This is a genomic window from Pseudomonas sp. PAMC 26793 (assembly GCF_000313235.1).
Classification (GTDB): Bacteria; Pseudomonadota; Gammaproteobacteria; order Pseudomonadales; family Pseudomonadaceae; genus Aquipseudomonas; species Aquipseudomonas yamanorum.
Genome location: NZ_AMXG01000036.1, coordinates 66,402 through 82,916, shown reverse-complemented (window position 1 = coordinate 82,916; position 16,515 = coordinate 66,402). Strand labels below are relative to the sequence as shown.

14 protein-coding genes are annotated in these 16,515 nt (G+C 61.0%); 6 read left to right on the top strand and 8 right to left on the bottom strand.

Features of this window, described 5'->3' with window-relative positions; genetic code table 11:
- Positions 1–299 precede the first annotated feature (299 nt).
- The 3 genes from D109_RS0115430 to D109_RS0115420 all read left to right on the top strand — a co-directional run bounded on the left by D109_RS0115430 (position 300) and on the right by D109_RS0115420 (position 6,613).
- The gene (locus tag D109_RS0115430; RefSeq protein WP_017477703.1) at positions 300–2,162 is read left to right on the top strand and encodes a DUF1302 domain-containing protein; all 1,863 of its coding nucleotides are present in this window, start codon (positions 300–302) and stop codon (positions 2,160–2,162) included.
- Positions 2,163–2,205: 43 nt separating this feature from the next.
- Positions 2,206–3,570, top strand: coding sequence for a DUF1329 domain-containing protein (locus tag D109_RS0115425; protein ID WP_017477702.1), 1,365 nt, complete (start codon positions 2,206–2,208; stop codon positions 3,568–3,570).
- Positions 3,571–3,883: 313 nt separating this feature from the next.
- A complete protein-coding gene (locus D109_RS0115420) occupies positions 3,884–6,613 on the top strand; it encodes a LuxR C-terminal-related transcriptional regulator (RefSeq protein ID WP_017477701.1) in 2,730 nt (909 codons plus the stop codon).
- On the opposite strand, the gene D109_RS0115415 is transcribed toward D109_RS0115420, so the two are convergent.
- From D109_RS0115415 to D109_RS0115400, 4 genes are read right to left on the bottom strand one after another with little or no spacing between them, the layout of a single operon-like run.
- On the bottom strand, positions 6,605–7,165 hold the full coding sequence (locus D109_RS0115415; RefSeq protein WP_017477700.1) for a PqiC family protein: 561 nt from the start codon (positions 7,163–7,165) through the stop codon (positions 6,605–6,607). The two genes, D109_RS0115420 and D109_RS0115415, sit on opposite strands and share 9 nt — an antisense overlap.
- Before the next feature lie 17 nt (positions 7,166–7,182).
- Complete coding sequence (locus D109_RS0115410) at positions 7,183–8,838, bottom strand: intermembrane transport protein PqiB (protein ID WP_017477699.1); 1,656 nt, start codon at positions 8,836–8,838, stop codon at positions 7,183–7,185.
- A complete protein-coding gene (locus D109_RS0115405; protein ID WP_017477698.1) occupies positions 8,819–9,463 on the bottom strand; it encodes a paraquat-inducible protein A in 645 nt (214 codons plus the stop codon). Before D109_RS0115405 ends, D109_RS0115410 begins: the two co-directional genes overlap by 20 nt.
- Entirely contained in the window at positions 9,460–10,056 is a 597-nt protein-coding gene (locus D109_RS0115400) for a paraquat-inducible protein A (protein WP_017477697.1), read from the bottom strand. Before D109_RS0115400 ends, D109_RS0115405 begins: the two co-directional genes overlap by 4 nt.
- Before the next feature lie 179 nt (positions 10,057–10,235).
- Here D109_RS0115400 and D109_RS0115395 point away from each other — a divergent pair, with 179 nt between their 5' ends.
- Complete coding sequence (locus tag D109_RS0115395; RefSeq protein ID WP_010170511.1) at positions 10,236–10,880, top strand: MBL fold metallo-hydrolase; 645 nt, start codon at positions 10,236–10,238, stop codon at positions 10,878–10,880.
- 218 nt (positions 10,881–11,098) lie between these two features.
- Entirely contained in the window at positions 11,099–11,869 is a 771-nt protein-coding gene (locus tag D109_RS0115390; RefSeq protein ID WP_026077998.1) for an OmpA family protein, read from the top strand.
- A 67-nt stretch (positions 11,870–11,936) separates the two neighbouring features.
- Here D109_RS0115390 and D109_RS0115385 read toward each other — a convergent pair whose 3' ends face one another.
- The 4 genes from D109_RS0115385 to D109_RS0115370 all read right to left on the bottom strand — a co-directional run bounded on the left by D109_RS0115385 (position 11,937) and on the right by D109_RS0115370 (position 15,383).
- Positions 11,937–12,518, bottom strand: a complete 582-nt coding sequence (locus D109_RS0115385) for a BON domain-containing protein (protein WP_017477695.1) — start codon at positions 12,516–12,518, stop codon at positions 11,937–11,939.
- Positions 12,515–13,108 (bottom strand): phosphoheptose isomerase, encoded by a 594-nt coding sequence (locus D109_RS0115380; RefSeq protein WP_003216190.1) that lies wholly within the window; start codon positions 13,106–13,108, stop codon positions 12,515–12,517. The genes D109_RS0115385 and D109_RS0115380 overlap by 4 nt, the downstream gene beginning before the upstream one ends.
- A 92-nt stretch (positions 13,109–13,200) precedes the next feature.
- Positions 13,201–13,572, bottom strand: a complete 372-nt coding sequence (locus D109_RS0115375) for a YraN family protein (protein WP_017477694.1) — start codon at positions 13,570–13,572, stop codon at positions 13,201–13,203.
- Positions 13,572–15,383 carry a penicillin-binding protein activator gene (locus tag D109_RS0115370; RefSeq protein WP_017477693.1) on the bottom strand — a complete coding sequence of 604 codons (1,812 nt, stop codon included), beginning with the start codon at positions 15,381–15,383 and terminating at the stop codon, positions 13,572–13,574. Before D109_RS0115370 ends, D109_RS0115375 begins: the two co-directional genes overlap by 1 nt.
- 175 nt (positions 15,384–15,558) lie before the next feature.
- Between D109_RS0115370 and rsmI the strand changes: the two genes are divergently transcribed.
- Positions 15,559–16,464 carry a 16S rRNA (cytidine(1402)-2'-O)-methyltransferase gene (gene rsmI / locus D109_RS0115365; protein WP_177325523.1) on the top strand — a complete coding sequence of 302 codons (906 nt, stop codon included), beginning with the start codon at positions 15,559–15,561 and terminating at the stop codon, positions 16,462–16,464.
- The last annotated feature ends 51 nt before the right edge of the window (positions 16,465–16,515 follow it).

The window sequence follows — 16,515 nt, the reverse complement described above, 5'->3', positions numbered from 1 at the left end:
GCGCTCTAGTCCAAGCCTTCACTTGTGATTTGCCAATTTTCAGCCATCCTTCTCGCGCTGGCCTTCGCCAGCATGGCGAAAGGGTTGTGGCAGACGGGTTGGTGATGCAAATCACACTTTAGAGGGATCAAGCGCTACCCCCTGCTGGCTATAGTCCATCCCAGAGTTTTTCAAGGTGCGGTGCTGTGAACCTGGCGGGTTCATCTGTTCGCCCGGCATTGGAATCGTTGTATTCCGGCCGTTACAAGCCCTTAGAAACGACTCACTGCCATAACAATAATGCACATGGAGTAGCGTCGATGATCTCAGCACACCAGTTCTGGCGCCGGGCAAGACTGCCCTTGGCCGTCAGTCTCGCCTCTACGCTCGCCGGGCCCGCATTCGGCGTCAGTTTCAACATCGGTGAAATCGAAGGCAGCTTCGACTCGTCCCTGTCGGTCGGGGCCAGTTGGTCGACCGCAGGTCGCAATAAAGACCTGATCGGTGCCAACAACGGTGGCAGGGGGTTGTCGCAAACCTCGGATGACGGTCACCTGAACTTCGACAAAGGTGATTCCTTCTCGAAAATCTTCAAGGGTATCCATGACCTTGAGTTGAAATACGGCGACACCGGCGTGTTTGTCCGGGGCAAGTACTGGTATGACTTCGCGCTGCAAAACGAAGACCTGGATTTCAAGAACGTCAGTAACGACCATCGCCCAACCGGCGCGCGGTCTTCCGGCGGGCAGATTCTCGATGCCTTCATCTACCACAACTACTCGATTGCCGATGAGCCGGGTTCCGTGCGTCTGGGCAAGCAGGTAGTGAGTTGGGGCGAAAGCACCTTTATTGGTGGCGGCATCAACGCCATCAACCCGATTGACGTGTCCGCGTTCCGTCGTCCGGGGGCCGAGATCAAGGAAGGCCTGATTCCGGTCAACATGTTCTACCTGTCGCAAACCTTGACCGATAACTTGTCGGCTGAGGGCTTCTATCAGATTGGTTGGGACAAGACCGTTACCGATAACTGCGGCACGTTCTTCTCGCAGCCGGACATCGTTACGACGGGCTGTAACGACAACTTGCGGGTATTGAACAAGCGCTCGACGATCAACCCGGCCGCTATACCGACCTTGAATGGCTTGGGCGTGGACATCAACGACGAAGGTGTTTTGGTGCGCCGCGGTCCGAACCGTAACGCCCGCGACGGCGGGCAGTACGGTTTCGCGATGCATTACAACTTTGAGCCGCTGGACACCGAGTTCGGTGCCTACTACATGAACTATCACAGCCGTGCGCCGATTTTCAGTGCCACCGGCGCCTCTCAGTCGGTCTACAACAGGGCGCCCTTTTTGGGGACGGCTGCTCCGTTGGTCGTGGCGGGTAACTCGCAATACTTCATGGAGTATCCCGAAGACATCCATCTCTTTGGTTTGAGCTTCTCTACCACATTGCCTACGGGGACGGCCTGGAGCGGCGAGGTCAGCTATCGGCCGAACGCACCTGTGCAGTTGAACTCTACAGACATCCTGTATGCCGGCGTGGTGCCTTTGGGCGGCCCGTTGTTGGGCAACGCCTCGCTGTTGAAAGGGGTGCCGGGGCAGGACCTGCATGGTTACAACCGCAAGGAGATCACCCAACTCCAAACCACCTTCACCCACTTCTTTGACCAGGTCATGGGCGCCAGCCGCCTGACGCTGGTGGGCGAAGTCGGCATGACCTATGTCGGTGGCTTGGAGAGCAAATCCAAAGTGCGTTACGGACGTGATCCGGTGTTCGGCCCAGGCACTCTGCCTAACGGCGCATGCCCTGCGCTCAACAACTCCACTGCCCAAGGCGCCGGCCTGCCTAACGCCAATGGCCTGAATACCAACTGCAACAATGACGGCTTCACCACCGCGACTTCCTGGGGCTACCGTGGCCGGGCGATCTGGGAATACCCGGACGTGTTTGCCGGTGTAAACCTCAAACCTAACGTGGCCTGGTCGCACGACGTCAAAGGCTACTCGCCTGGCCCTGGCGGCAACTTCGAAGAGGGCCGCAAGGCGGTCAGCCTCGGCCTGGATGCTGAATACCAGAACACCTACACCGCAAGCCTGAACTACACCAACTTCTTCGGTGGCGACTTCAGCACCGTGGATGATCGCGACTTTATCGCCTTAAGCGTCGGCGTGAACTTCTAAGCACACTCTCTTTAAGCAGTATGTTTTAAGGAAGAACCAGAACATGAAAATAACTAAAAATCTGTTGCAGGTGGGTGTGCTGGGGCTGTCGATCATGGCGGGTAGCGTCATGGCGGCGGTCTCGGCCGATGAAGCCGCCAAGCTCGGCACGACCCTGACCCCGATGGGTGCTGAAATGGCCGGCAACGCGGCCGGCACAATCCCGAAATGGTCGCCACTGCCCACCAACGCCGGCGCCGTGGATGCCCGTGGCTTCCTGGCCAACCCGTACGCCAGCGAACAACCGCTGTTCACCATCACCGCGCAGAACGTCGAGCAGTACAAGGACAAGCTGGCGCCGGGGCAGTACGCGATGTTCAAGCGCTACCCGGACACCTTCAAGATGCCGGTCTACACCACCCATCGCGGCGCCACGGTGCCGGCTGATGTGTTCGCCGCCATCAAGAAAAACGCCACCAGCACCAACCTGGTGTCCGGCGGCAACGGCCTGGAAAACTTCGAAACCGCCGTACCGTTCCCGATTCCGAAAAGCGGCGTTGAAGTGATCTGGAACCACATCACCCGCTATCGCGGTGGCAGCGTGACCCGCCTGGTAACCCAGGCCACGCCGCAAACCAACGGCTCGTTCAGCCTGGTGTACTTCCGCGACCAGTTCGTGTTCCGCGACAAGATGAAGGATTACGACCCGAAAAATCCGGGCAACATCCTGTTCTACTTCAAGCAGCAAGTAACCGCGCCGGCACGTCTGGCCGGTGGTGTGCTGCTGGTGCACGAAACCCTCGACCAGGTGAAAGAACCGCGTTCGGCGTGGGTCTACAATGCCGGCCAGCGCCGTGTGCGCCGGGCACCGCAAGTGTCCTATGACGGCCCGGGTACCGCCGCTGACGGCCTGCGTACCTCCGACAACCTCGACATGTTCAACGGTGCGCCGGACCGCTACGACTGGAAACTGGAAGGCAAGAAAGAGCTCTACATCGCCGAAAACAGCTACAAGCTCGACGATCCGAAGCTCAAGTATGTGGACATCATCAAGGCCGGCCACATCAACCAGGACCTGGCGCGCTACGAGCTGCGCCGTGTGTGGCATGTGGTTGCAACCCTGAAGGAAGGCCAGCGCCACATCTACGCCAAGCGTGACTTCTTCATCGACGAAGACACCTGGCAAGCTGCGGTCATCGACCACTACGACGGTCGTGGCCAATTGTGGCGCGTGGCGGAAGCCCATGCCGAGAACTACTACGACAAGCAAGTGCCGTGGTACGCCCTCGAAACCCTCTACGACCTGCAGTCCGGCCGCTACCTGGCACTGGGCATGAAGAACGAAGAGAAACAGGCCTATGACTTCGGCTTCACCGCCACCACCAGCGACTTCACCCCGGCGGCCCTGCGCCAGGATGGTGTTCGCTAACCCGCTGTAAACGAGGCCGCATCCTCGAAGGTGGGAGCCGGGCTTGTGTGGGAGCGGGCTTGCTCGCGAAAGCAGAGTGTCAGTCAATACATGTGTGACTGACCCACCGTCTTCGCGAGCAAGCCCGCTCCCACACAAGCCCGGCTCCCACCTTTTATTTGGGGTGTTTGGAATATTTGAGCCAGGACCGCCGGATATTTTTTGTCGTAGTCTTTTTCAGACAATTGTTGCAAAGATCTACAAAGCTGCCGTTTTTACCGCTAGTCTGCGGACATCTGCAATGCCGACAACAGCCTTCTACAAGAGCCCGGCGATGACTGATCTGTCCCGAATTCAAGGGCCTGCCAGCGCGGTGATTCCGACCCTGGAAGGGCGCTTCTATCGACCCCCACTGCCTGACGGCTACGTGTTGCGACCGCGCCTGTGCGAACGGCTGAGTGAAGGATTGGCCGGGCGCTTATTGCTGGTGAGTGCGCCGGCCGGGTTCGGCAAGAGTTCGCTGGCGGTGGAGTTCTGCCAGAGCCTGCCGGCCCACTGGCAAAGCCTGTGGTTGGGGCTCAGCCCGCGGGATAACGACCCGGGACGTTTCCTTGAACGCCTGCTCGATGGCTTGCAGCAATACTTTCCGCAGTTGGGCGCCCAGTCCCTGGGCTTGCTGAAAATGCGCCAGCGTCATCAACCCTTCGCCTTTGAAGAATGGCTCGACGGCCTGCTGGATGAACTGACGGTGCACCTGTCGACCCAGGCGCCGCTGTTGCTGGTGCTGGATGACTACCATCTGGCCCAGGGCCCGGTACTCGACCGCTGCCTGCAATTTTTCCTTAATCATCTGCCCGACGGCCTGCTGGTGCTGGTGACCAGCCGCCAGCGCCCCGACTGGCACCTGGCGCGCCTGCGCCTGTCCCGCCATTTGCTGGAGCTGCACGAGCAGGACCTGCGCCTGACTCGCGCCGAATCCCTGGCCCTGCTGGATCGCCACAGCAGCTCATTGCGCGGCGAAGCCCTGGATAACCTGATCCGGCGCAGCGAAGGCTGGGTGGCCGGCCTGCGTTTCTGGCTGCTGGCGGCCTCCGAAGCCGGCAGCGAAGGCGCCTTGCCCCAAGGCCTGCACGGTGGGGAAGGGTTGATCCGCGATTACCTGCTGGAAGAAGTCATCGACTGCCTGCCCTCGGAAGTCCAGGCGTTCCTCTACGACACCGCGTCCCAGGAGCGCTTTTGCAGCGAGCTGTGCGACGCCGTGCGTGAGGCCCACGACAGCACGGAAATCCTGCGCTACCTGCAAGCCCACCAGGTATTCCTGGTGCCGCTGGACGAGCAGGGCCATTGGTACCGTTATCACCATCTGTTTTCCGACCTGCTGCGCACCCGGCGCGCGAGTAATGCCGTGTTGCCGGCCGCCAGTCTGCACCTGCGGGCCTGCCGTTGGTTCAATGCCCAGGGCTTGATCGATGAGGCGGTGGAGCAGGCGCTGCGTGCCGGCCACCTGGACGTGGCGGCAAACCTGGTGCAGAACCTCTCCGAAGAGCAACTGCTGGCGGAGCAAAACGTCGGCATGCTGCTGCGCTGGAAAATGGACTTGCCCGACAGTCTGTTGATGAGCACGCCACGTCTGATCGTGCTCTACAGCTGGGCATTGGGGTTGGCCTGCCAACTGGACGCAGCGCAAGAGTTGGCCAGCCATCTCAGCCGCTTTCTGCCGGCGCCATCGGCCACTGCGCAAAAATCGATGTTGGCCCAATGGCTGGCCCTCAGCGGGATCATCGCCCGGGGCCGTGGCGATCGCGAGCTGACCCAGTTGTATTGCAGCGAGGCCCTGGAAAGCCTGCCGCACAAACGGTATGGCCAGCGGTTGATGTGCCTGTCGACCCTGTCCAACTTGGCCATCGTCGACGCTGACCTGTGGCGCGCCCGGGGTTTGAATCGCGAGTCTCTGGAGCTGGCGCAGCGCGTCGGCAATCCGTTATTTGAGGCCCTCGCCCATTACGACCGCGCACGCGTACTGCAGGCCCGTGGCGAGATCCTGCGTTCCCTGGATGAAGTGCGCCAGGGCCTGCAACGTTTGCAAGGCCTGGCGCCGCAACGGCTGTACGCGGTCCGTGCGCGTTTGGCGTTGTACGAAGGCTACCTGCTGCTGATGCGCTGCCAGCCAGAAGCCGGGCTCGCTCGACTGCGCGCCGGGTTGACCGAGGCGCGAGCCTGCCGGGATATCAGCGTGTTGATCGGCCATTGCGTGATCGCCAGCTTCGAAGGCCGCCGGGGCGACTTCCCCATGGCCTTTGCCGAACTGGCCGAAGCCGAGCGCTTGATGCATATCTGGGATGTGCCACCGATTTTCTATCTGGCGATGATCACCCTGGTCAAATGCGAACTGTGGCTGGCCCAGGGTCGCACCGACCTGGCCGATGCCTGGTTGACGCGGCTGGGGCAAACCTACAACGGTGAACAGGCCGCGGCCGCGCCGGAGTTTCACCCGCACCTGGCGCAACATATCGAGCTGCAACAGGCGGCGCTGGACGCGATCCGTCAGCAGCCGGCGGCCTCACTGCAACGGCTCGACGAGCTGGCGCGCCAGGCCCATAACAGCGGCCGGCAGATGATCAGCCTGATGGCGCTGACCCAGCAGGCGCAGTTACTGCTGGACGGCGGTCAGGAAGCGTTGGCCCGCCCGGTGTTTGCCCGCGCGCTGGAAGCGGCTGCCGGTGGTGCGATGCAGCCTTTCCAGCGTTTGCTGGAGCGTTATCCCGACTGGACGCGGGAGCAGCTGTCGCGGGATCCCCATGGCCTGCTGAACCAAAGCCTGCTGGCACGCTTGCCGAATGTTGCGGTGGTGGAAGCCCCACACACCCTTGAAACCCTGAGCACCCGCGAGCTGGCAGTGCTGCACTTGATCGCCCAGGGTTGCTCGAACCAGGAAATCAGCAATCAGCTGTTTATCTCCCTGCACACCGTGAAAACCCACGCCAGCCATATCAACAGCAAGTTGGGAGTGGAGCGACGCACCCAGGCGGTGGCGCGCGCTCAGGAGATGGGGTTGTTAGGGTAGATTCGCGGGAGGGCATTCACTCGGTGACTTGTCGGCGGCCTGGCTGAGCAGCGCGGCGAACCGTTTGACGTTGTTTTGCTGCGCAATCACCAGGTCATCAATGGTCGGACCTGCGGGGGACTGCACCACCGTCCGGCACGTCAGCGGCGTGCGTTCGTCGGCGCCCGTCTGGCGAAGTCGCCATTTGGCATCGAGCAGGGCGTACTGCCCGGGAATCGAGTCAAAGCGCTGCACTTCAATGCGCACCGCCAGGTTTTTCCGGTTGCTGGCGAGTTGATCCACCAGCGCGCTGCGCAGCTCATCCACCAGGCTGGCGGCCCACCATTGCGTCTCAAGAATCGCCACGCCGCTGTCGCCCTGGCGGATGACAATCTGCGGACGGTCGACCTGGGGCGGTACCGTGATGCTTTCAATGCGGATCTCACCACCGGCGGCCAGTGACGCAGTGCTTCGATGCACCGGCGTCAGGGTGTGAAATTGAATCGGCTCGCTGCGGCACGCCGCCAGCAGCAGCAACCCGGCGAGCAATGTGATCTTCAGTGGGAAAGCCATGGTGGTTGCTCCTGTGGTCATTTGCGCGGTGGCCCTTGCAGGTCCGATGGCGCAGCGTTGTCGGGGCGACCACGAATCAGGGATTCGGGATGGCGTGCCAGGTAATCCGAGAGCTCTCGCAGGGAGCGCGACATGCGGCTCAGTTCATCCAGGGTCTGGGTCAACTGTTCCCGCTGCGGCGAATCTTCGGCCAGGGTCGAACTGGCTGACTGCAGGGTTTTACTCACGTCGGCCAGGGTGTTCTGCACGCTCGGCAGTGTCTTGGCGTTGACCTGGCCGAGGCTTTTGCGCAATTCGACCAGGCTGCCGTCGAGGTTGCCGGCAATCCGCTCGATCGGCAGCTGGTTGATCTTGTTGACGATGCCTTCGAGTTTTTCCTGCAGTTGTTCCAGGTTGCCGGGGATGGTCGGAATGCTGACGGGGCGCAGGTTCGGGTCGAACACGACTTTGTCGGCCTTGGGGAAGAAGTCCAGGGCGATGTACAGCTGGCCGGTGAGCAGGTTGCCGCTGCGCGCCTGGGCCCGCAGGCCGTGTTCAATGAAGCTGCCTATCAGGCGTACACCGCCGGCCTCATCGTTAGGGTCATGTTTCAGGACCGTGAGCATTTTGGTGTTGGCTTCGCCGAGACGCTGCGGGTAGATGACGATGCCGACGTTAACGGGGAAGCTACGTTTTTTCTCGTCGAAATCCAGGTTGATCGACACCACTTTGCCGAACTCAATCCCCAAAAACTCCACCGGCGCACCCACTGTGAGCCCGCGCAAGGCTTGATCGAAACGCAGGGTCAGGTATTGCCCCTTGCCATTGGGCGGCGCCAGCGCCGTTTGCTGGTCGGCGAACAGTTCATAGGAATGCTCCTCACTGGCCGGCTTGTCGTCAGGGCTGTAGGGCGGCGCCAGGAAAGCGATGCCGCCCACCAGCATGGACGACAAGGATTCGGTCTTCAGCGCAAACCCGTTGGCGCCGACACTCACATCAATCCCGCTGGCGTTCCAGAAACGGGTGTTCTCGGTCACGTAGGCATCATTCGGTGCATGCACGAACACGTCGATGTTCACGCCTTTTCCATCGGCGTCCAAGGCATAGGCGACCACTTGGCCGACGGGAATTTTGCGGTAATAGACGGGGGAGCCGATGTCCAGCGAGCCCAAATCCTGGGTGTGCAAGGTGAAGCGTTTACCAGGCTCGCCATAGGTGATGGGCGGCGGGTTTTCCAGGCCGGTGAACTGGTTGGCCCGTGTATCGGACCGGCCGATGTCGGCGCCGATGTAATCCCCGGAGAGCAGCGTATCGATACCGGAAACGCCGCCGGCGCCGATACGTGGGCGCACTACCCAGAACTGCGAGTCTTCACGGGTGAAGCTTTCAGCCTGCTTGGACAGTTTGATCGTGGCGTTGACGCTTTTCTGGTCGTCGCTCAACTCCACGTCAGTCACCTGACCGATCACCACGTTGCGGTATTTCACGTCGGTCTTGTTGGCGGTCAGGCCGCTGCCGGTCTTGAAGGTAATGGTAATACTCGGCCCTTGCTGAAGGAGGCTGTGCACCACCAGCGAAATGCCCACCAGCACCGCGACAATCGGCACGATCCACACCAGCGACACGCTGAAGCGCCGCGTCTTGATCGCCGGAGAGCCCGGCGGCAGCGGTTTGTCAGGGGGTTGCGACGCCATCCGGCATCTCCTCGTTGTGGTGGTTTTCCCAGATCAGGCGGGGGTCGAAACTCATGGCCGAGAGCATGGTGAACACCACCACCAGGCCAAAGAACAGAATGCCCAGGCGCGGCTCGATGGTGCCCAGGGCCTGGAAACGCACCAAGGCGGCTACCAGCGCCACCACGATCACATCCAGCATCGACCAGTAGCCAATCACTTCGACGAAGCGAAACAGCTTCGAGCGCTCCTTGCGTGCCCACTGGTTATTGCGCTGCACGGTAACCAGCAGCAACGTCAGCGCGACGAACTTGATGCCCGGCACCGCGATGCTGGCGATGAAAATGATCAGGGCAATGTCCCAGGCGCCATGCTGCCAGAACTCCAGCACGCCGCTCATGATGGTGCTGTCGGCGCCGGAGCCGAGCATCGAGGTATTCATCACCGGCAGTAGATTGGCGGGCACATAAAACGCCAGCGCCGTCAGCATGTAGGCCCAGGTACGGGTCAGCGAGTGGACCTTGCGCCGGTGCAGGGGCGCGCTGCAACGCTCGCATTCGTCGGGGTTGGCGCTGACGTCGCAGGCCTGGCCGCAGCTGTGGCACAGGCACAGGTTCAGCTCGCTGGCGGTCGGTGGCCGGCTCATAAAGTGTCCCACAGGTCGCGAATATCACGCCCGGCGATGCGGATCAGCAACAGGCTGAGCGCCGCCAGGGCAAACAGGCCGGTGCCGGGCAACACATCCAGCATCCCGGCGAGCTTGAACACCGCCACCATGGCGCCCAGCAGGCAGACTTCCAGCATGCTCCAGGGGCGGAGCGCTTCCAGCCAGCGCATGCACATCTTGAACGCCGGCGAGCGCCTGCCCTGCATCGCAAAGCCCAGCACCCAGATCAACAGCAACAACTGGAACACCGGCGCGATGATGATGGAAATGGCCGCCACCAGCGCGATAAAGGTAATCGGGCCCTGAGCCAGCGCCACTACTGAGTCCCACAAGGTGGCGCTGCTTTTCAGGCCCTGGAGGCTGATGCTCATCACCGGGTAGAAGTTGGCGAAGACCCACAGCACCGCGGCGGTCAGGGTCAGGGCCAGGCGCTGTTCCACCGACAGCCCGTTGTAGCGCTGGAGCACGCCTGCGCAGCGGGTGCAGAGGGTCTTCTGATGTTTGGCGAGCGTGACTTTTTCATACACGCAATCGCAGTGTTCGCAGATGATCAATGGGCTGAGGGTCGCCATGAGTCCCACTCCAAGCGCTCTATGTTGCGCGTTGTATGACTGGCGCCAGCGTAGCTTAGCAGTTGGCGGGTTTGATACCTGTGCGCTTGTGGGCGCTTTCGGATCGGGCGCATCGTCGAACATACTGTGCGCCAGAATGCAGTACAAAAGAGTGTGCCTTTGAATTTGCAGGAATGCCCATGAATATTCAGTCCCCCGCGCTGATCCGCGAAACCTTCCCGGTCGGTCCGTTGCAGTGCAACTGCACGATCATCGGCGACCCCGTCACCAAAAAAGCCATCGTCGTAGACCCGGGGGGCAACCACGAGTTGATCCTGGCGCGACTTGATGCGCTGGGCCTGAAAGTGGTCAGCATCATTCACACTCATGCCCATCTCGATCACTTCCTGGCTTCCGGCCAGTTGAAGGAAAAGACCGGGGCTACCTTGCACTTGCACAAGGAAGACCAGTTTCTGTGGGACAACCTGGAAATGCAGTGCCAGATGTTCCGCGTGCCTTATACGCCAGTACCGTCGCCGGATCGCTGGCTGGAGGATGAAGAAGAGCTGGCCTGTGGTTGCGGGGTGGCCTTGCACACACCTGGACACACACCGGGCTCGATGAGTTTCTGGTTCGCCGATGCGAAGTTGTTGATTGCCGGTGACACCCTGTTTCGGCGTGGGGTAGGGCGTACGGATTTGTGGGGCGGGGACCAGGCGACCATCGTGCGTTCGATCAAGCAACGGCTCTACACCCTGGATGAGGCGGCGGTTGTGGTGGCGGGGCATGGTCCGGATACACGCCTGGGAGATGAAATGCGTGAGAATCCATTCGTGCGGGCGTGAAGGGAAACCGGGGTAGTTTTTCGGATACCAAATGGCGACTATCGGACGAACCTTATAGAAAAAATGACAATTCCCGTTCAGCAAGTCTCTGCTAGGGTTTGAGTGCGGCCGGGCTTGTGTGGAGATGGAATTTTTACCGTTTGTCGTGTTCCAAACTCGGCACAGGTCCATTGCCAATGTCCTCTGCATCACAGAATGCAAAAGTAGGAGCTTCCTTCATGTTCACTTCTCGTCGTCTGCTTGTTGTCGCTACCGCCGTAGCCTTGTTGTCGGGCTGCGCTTCACCTAATCCTTATGACGGCAGCCAGGCACAGGGCGGTGGCTCTTCTGGTGTGAGCAACACCGCCAAGTACGGTGGCCTGGGCGCCCTGGCGGGTGCACTGGCCGGTGCCGCCATCGACCACAACAACCGCGGCAAAGGTGCGCTGATCGGCGCTGCCGTCGCCGGTATCGGTGGTGCGGGTTACGGCTACTACGCCGACCAGCAGGAAAAGAAACTGCGCGCCAGCATGGCCAACACCGGTGTCGAGGTGCAGCGCCAGGGCGACCAGATCAAACTGATCATGCCGGGTAACATTACCTTCGCCACCAACTCGGACGCGATCTCCAGCAGCTTCTACACGCCGCTGAACAACCTGGCGAACTCCCTCAAGCAGTTCAACCAGAACACCATCCAGATCGTTGGCTACACCGACAGCACGGGCAGCCGTCAGCTCAACATGGACCTGTCCCAGCGCCGTGCGCAGAGCGTGGCTAATTACCTGACCTCCCAAGGTGTCAGCCCGACCAACCTGAGTGCTCGCGGTGCCGGCCCGGATAACCCGATCGCCAGCAACGCCGACGTTAATGGCCGTGCCCAGAACCGTCGCGTAGAGGTTAACCTGGGCCCGATCCCTGGCCAGCAGTACGGTCAGCCAGGTGCCCAGCAGCAACAGGCGCCACAGCAGAACAACCAGTTCCAAGGCAACCCGTACCAGCAGTACCAGTAACCGTCAGCTAATAAAAAGGGCGCCGTGCAGTCAATGCACGGCGCCCTTTTTTGTGGCTGCCGAGGACTCAGTCGATGTATTCGAACAGCTTCACAATCTTCTGTACGCCGGACACGCCCTGTACCAGGTTGGCGGCGCGAGTGGCTTCTGCCTGGGTCAACAGGCCCATCATGTAGACGATGCCGTTATCGGTGACGATCTTGATCCGAGAGCCGGGGATTGCACTGTCGGTCAGCATCTGCGTCTTGATCTTGGTGGTCAGCAGGGCGTCGTTGCTGATGGCCAGCAGGGTGATCGGGTCCATCACCTGCAATTCGTTGTGGACCTTCTTGACCCGTTGAACCGTGGCGGCGGCTTGTTCAGCCTGGGCCTTCAAGTCAGCGCGCGGGGTTTGGCCGGTGAGCAGCACCACGCCGTTGAAACTGACGACCACAATGCGCGAGGCGCCGTTGCCCAAGTCCGGAGCGGCCTTGGATACGTTGACGGAAACTTTGGTTTCGATCAGCGAATCATCGATTTTGCTGCCGAAAGTGCGGGTGCCTTTATCGTCCTGGATAGGCGTGTCGCGACTCGCTTCGATTACCGAGCTGCAGCCGCTGATGCCCAGGCACAGCGTGATTGCCAATAGGCTAAGGCGTTTAACGGTCATTCTTCACTCCCGAACAGTTGGCTGTCGATCAGATCGCACAGGCAGTGGATCGCCAGCAGGTGGACTTCCTGGATACGTGCGGTGACATTGGCCGGGACGCGAATTTCCACGTCTTCGGGCAGCAGCAGCGAGGCCATGCCGCCGCCGTCGCGTCCGGTCAATGCTACGACAATCATTTCACGATCATGTGCGGCCTGGATCGCTTGAATAATGTTCGCCGAGTTACCGCTGGTGGAGATCGCCAGCAGTACGTCCCCCGGCTGGCCAAGGGCGCGAATCTGTTTGGAGAAGATTTCGTTGTAGCTGTAGTCGTTGGCGATCGAGGTGATCGTCGAGGTGTCGGTGGTCAATGCGATGGCCGGCAGGCTCGGGCGCTCACGCTCGAAGCGGTTGAGCAGCTCGGAGGAGAAATGCTGGGCATCGCCGGCCGAACCGCCGTTGCCGCACGAAAGCATTTTGCCCTCGTTGAGCAAGGCGTTGACCATGACCTGACTGGCTTGCTCGATGTGCGGTGCAAGTACGTCCATCGCCTGTTGCTTGGTATCGATACTGGCCTGGAAAAGCTGGCGAATTCGGGATTGCATGTCCATCTGTGTGACCTTAAGTAGCGCGGCTGTTTGGCACAGGAATGTGCAGCCCGCAAAGCAAAGAGCAAAAGTGTGCGGTGTAGATGTCCGGCGAATCAGCTGTCAAAGGCATCTTGCAGCCAGTTCAGATCGGCTGCTCCCCGGGGAGTGCTTTCTATGGCAACCACATCGAAACGGCAGGGGTGATCGGCCCAGCGACGCTCTTTGAGCAGGAAAAACTGCGCGGCGAGTATCAGCTTCTGGCGCTTGCGCCCGTCGCTACTGGCAAGCGCGCCACCCCATTGTGCGTGTTTTCTGTAGCGGACTTCGACAAATACTACTGTATCGCCGTCAAGCATGACCAGATCAAGCTCGCCGCGCTTGCATAACCAGTTCTGCGCCAGCAGGCGCAGACCCTGTTGTTGCAGGTACTCGAGGGCTTGAAGTTCGGCGTCCTTGCCGCTTTGTGCGCTTGACCGCTCGGGCATCAGCGCGGGGTATCAGGCAGGCGCTGGATCTCGCCACCCACGAACTTGGCCCATGGCATCTGGCGGTCGACACGCTGGTTGGCGCTGACGCCCAGGTTCCCCGACAGACCGTCAACACGAGTGTCCGGCAGTGCCTTGAGTTGCCCCAGGCGCGGCGCCAGGCGGTAGGCATCCACACCCATCGCGTACAGACGACCGAGGCTGCCGTTGGCTTGTGGCCATTGGGCGGCAACCTGGTTGCGCAGCGGGTCGGTGGTGTTCAGGAGCCAAGGGGTTTCGCAGAACATCACGTTGGTCATGTCCAGGTACTGGTTCTTGTCGCCACTGGCGCTGAACACATGGGACGTCGCATACACCGGCACGTCGCCAGCGTATTGGAAGTTCAGGGTTGGCTTGATCTGCTGGGCCAGTTGCGGGGTTACGGCGAGGAAGATGAACTCGATGTCCTGGCGGCGCGACGGCTGGGCGGAAACATCCGAACCGACGGTGCTTTGCAGGCTCTTCGCACGGCCTTCGCTTTTGCGCAGCTGGAACAGGTCGGCGATCTGTTGGGCCAGGGCTACCGGCTGGTCAACGTACTCGACGCCCACCACGGTGCCGCCATTGGCTTCCCAATCCTGACGGAAGGCTTTGTAGACGCGCTCGCCCCATTCGCCTTTCGGCACCATGGCCGCGGCGCGGTGCAGGCCATCGGCGCGAGCACGACGGGACACTTCACGGGCCTCGTCTTCAGCGGCCAGGCCAAACTGGAACAGTTGCGCCGGGTTCTGGTCGGCTTCGCTGTAGTTCAGGGCCAGGGTGGTAATCGGCAACTGCGGGCGTGCGCTGAGTTGCTTGACCAGCGGTTTCTCCAGCGGGCCGACCACCAGTTGCACGCCGGCGGCCTGGGCCTTGGCGTAGAAGTCGTCGATGGAGGTCAGGCGCGAGCTGTCGTAGAACTCGATCACCGGTGGCTTCTGCCCGGCTTGTTCAGCCTGGTAGTGCGCGGCCATGAAGCCTTCGCGCAGCGCTTTGGCAACGCCGGCCAGCGGACCTTCCTGCGGGAGCAGCAGGGCGATCTTGTTCAGCGGCTGGCTGGCCAGTTCCTTGAGCTTGGTCAGTGGCTGCGGCAATTGCGAAGCTGCCGGATGGCCCGGGTTCTGGGCGCGCCAGGTATCGATGGCTGCCTGCTGTTGCTCCAGAGTGCCGGCGCCCTTGACCGCTTGGGCCAGGCTGATCCAGCCGTCCAGCGTCGGGTTGCCGCTGGCTTGCAGTTGATCGGCAGGCAAGGCGGCAATCAGTGCCCAGATGGCCTCGTGGTTGCTGTTGTAGGCGTCGCCCGTCAGCAGCGGGGCCATGGCGACACGCTCACGAGCGGCGGCCAGGGTCTGGCCGTCGGCCTCATAGGCGCGGGCATGCACGGTGCCGGTACGGATCTGCTGTTCAGGCGGCAGCTCCTTCAGGCTTTGCAGGCTCGGGTGGTTCAACGCCGTCAACGCGGCCTTGGGCTGATTGCGGGCCATCGCCAGTTCGGCCGACAGGGTGCTGGCAAATACCTGCGCCGCCGGCTTCAGGACGTCCAGTGGCACTTGGGCAAGAATCTGCGCCGAGCGTCCCGGATTGTTTTGGTGGAACGCCAGGTCTGCCGCACTCAAGCGCAACAGCGCGGCTTTTTCCGGAGTCTTGGCCGAAGTCGCCTGTTCGAGCAGTTGCTCGATGCTGGCATCCGGGGTTCGGGGGAGGTCGCCAAGGCTGGACGACGGCGAGCTGGCGCAAGCCGCCAACAGGGCAGCGAGGCAGAGGGCAGAGAACAGCCGCAGGCAAGCGATCATGTAGTGTTCCTGATACCGATCAAATTAGCGTGGAATTGTACCCAAGCACTGGCCGGGGCGCGATGTTACTGGCGTGAAACCGTCTATTTAGGTCGTGTAAATGTTGCAAGAGCCTACAGATAGCTGAAATGGAGCTTGCCCCGAGGGCATATATTCAAGGCATCTACGCGCTACAATGCGGCTTTTGCCAATCATCGAGGTGTGCGCTTTGACTGCTCCAGGTCCTTTGAATTCCACTGCTGGCTCGCTTTTTGTCGTGGCGACGCCCATTGGCAACCTGGACGACATCAGTGCGCGGGCACTGAAAGTGCTGCGTGACGTAAAGCTGATCGCCGCCGAAGACACTCGGCACTCCCAGCGGTTGATGCAACATTTTGGCATTCCGACCCCCCTGGCCGCGTGCCACGAACACAACGAACGTGAAGAAGGCAGTCGTTTTATCACCCGTTTGTTGGCGGGTGATGACGTGGCGTTGATCTCGGATGCGGGTACGCCGCTGATTTCCGACCCTGGCTATCACCTGGTTCGCCAGGCGCGGGCGGCTGGTATCAATGTAGTGCCTGTTCCGGGAGCGTGCGCGCTGATTGCTGCATTGTCTGCAGCCGGCTTGCCGTCGGACCGGTTTATCTTTGAAGGCTTCCTGCCGGCCAAGGCTGTTGGTCGCCGGGCGCGCCTGGAGTTGGTGAAGGAAGAACCGCGCACGCTGATCTTCTACGAAGCCCCGCACCGCATCCTTGAGTGCCTGCAAGACATGGAGCTGGTGTTCGGTGGTGATCGCCTGGCGCTGCTGGCGCGGGAAATCACCAAGACCTTCGAAACCCTCAAGGGCCTGCCGCTGCAAGAGCTGCGCGAATTTGTCGAAGGCGACAGCAATCAACAGCGCGGCGAGTGCGTGGTGTTGGTGGCGGGCTGGTCGGCGCCGGAAAGTGAAGAGGCGGTGGGCGGCGAGGCAATGCGCATTCTTGACCTGCTGCTCAAGGAGATGCCATTGAAGCGCGCAGCCGCCCTGGCCGCGGAAATTACCGGTGTACGCAAGAACGTGTTGTATCAAGTCGCGCTGGATAAACAAAAGGGCGAATAGTTCCGGGTGCTAACTTGCACTCCGTCTGAAGATGATGGCATTCGTGCCTTT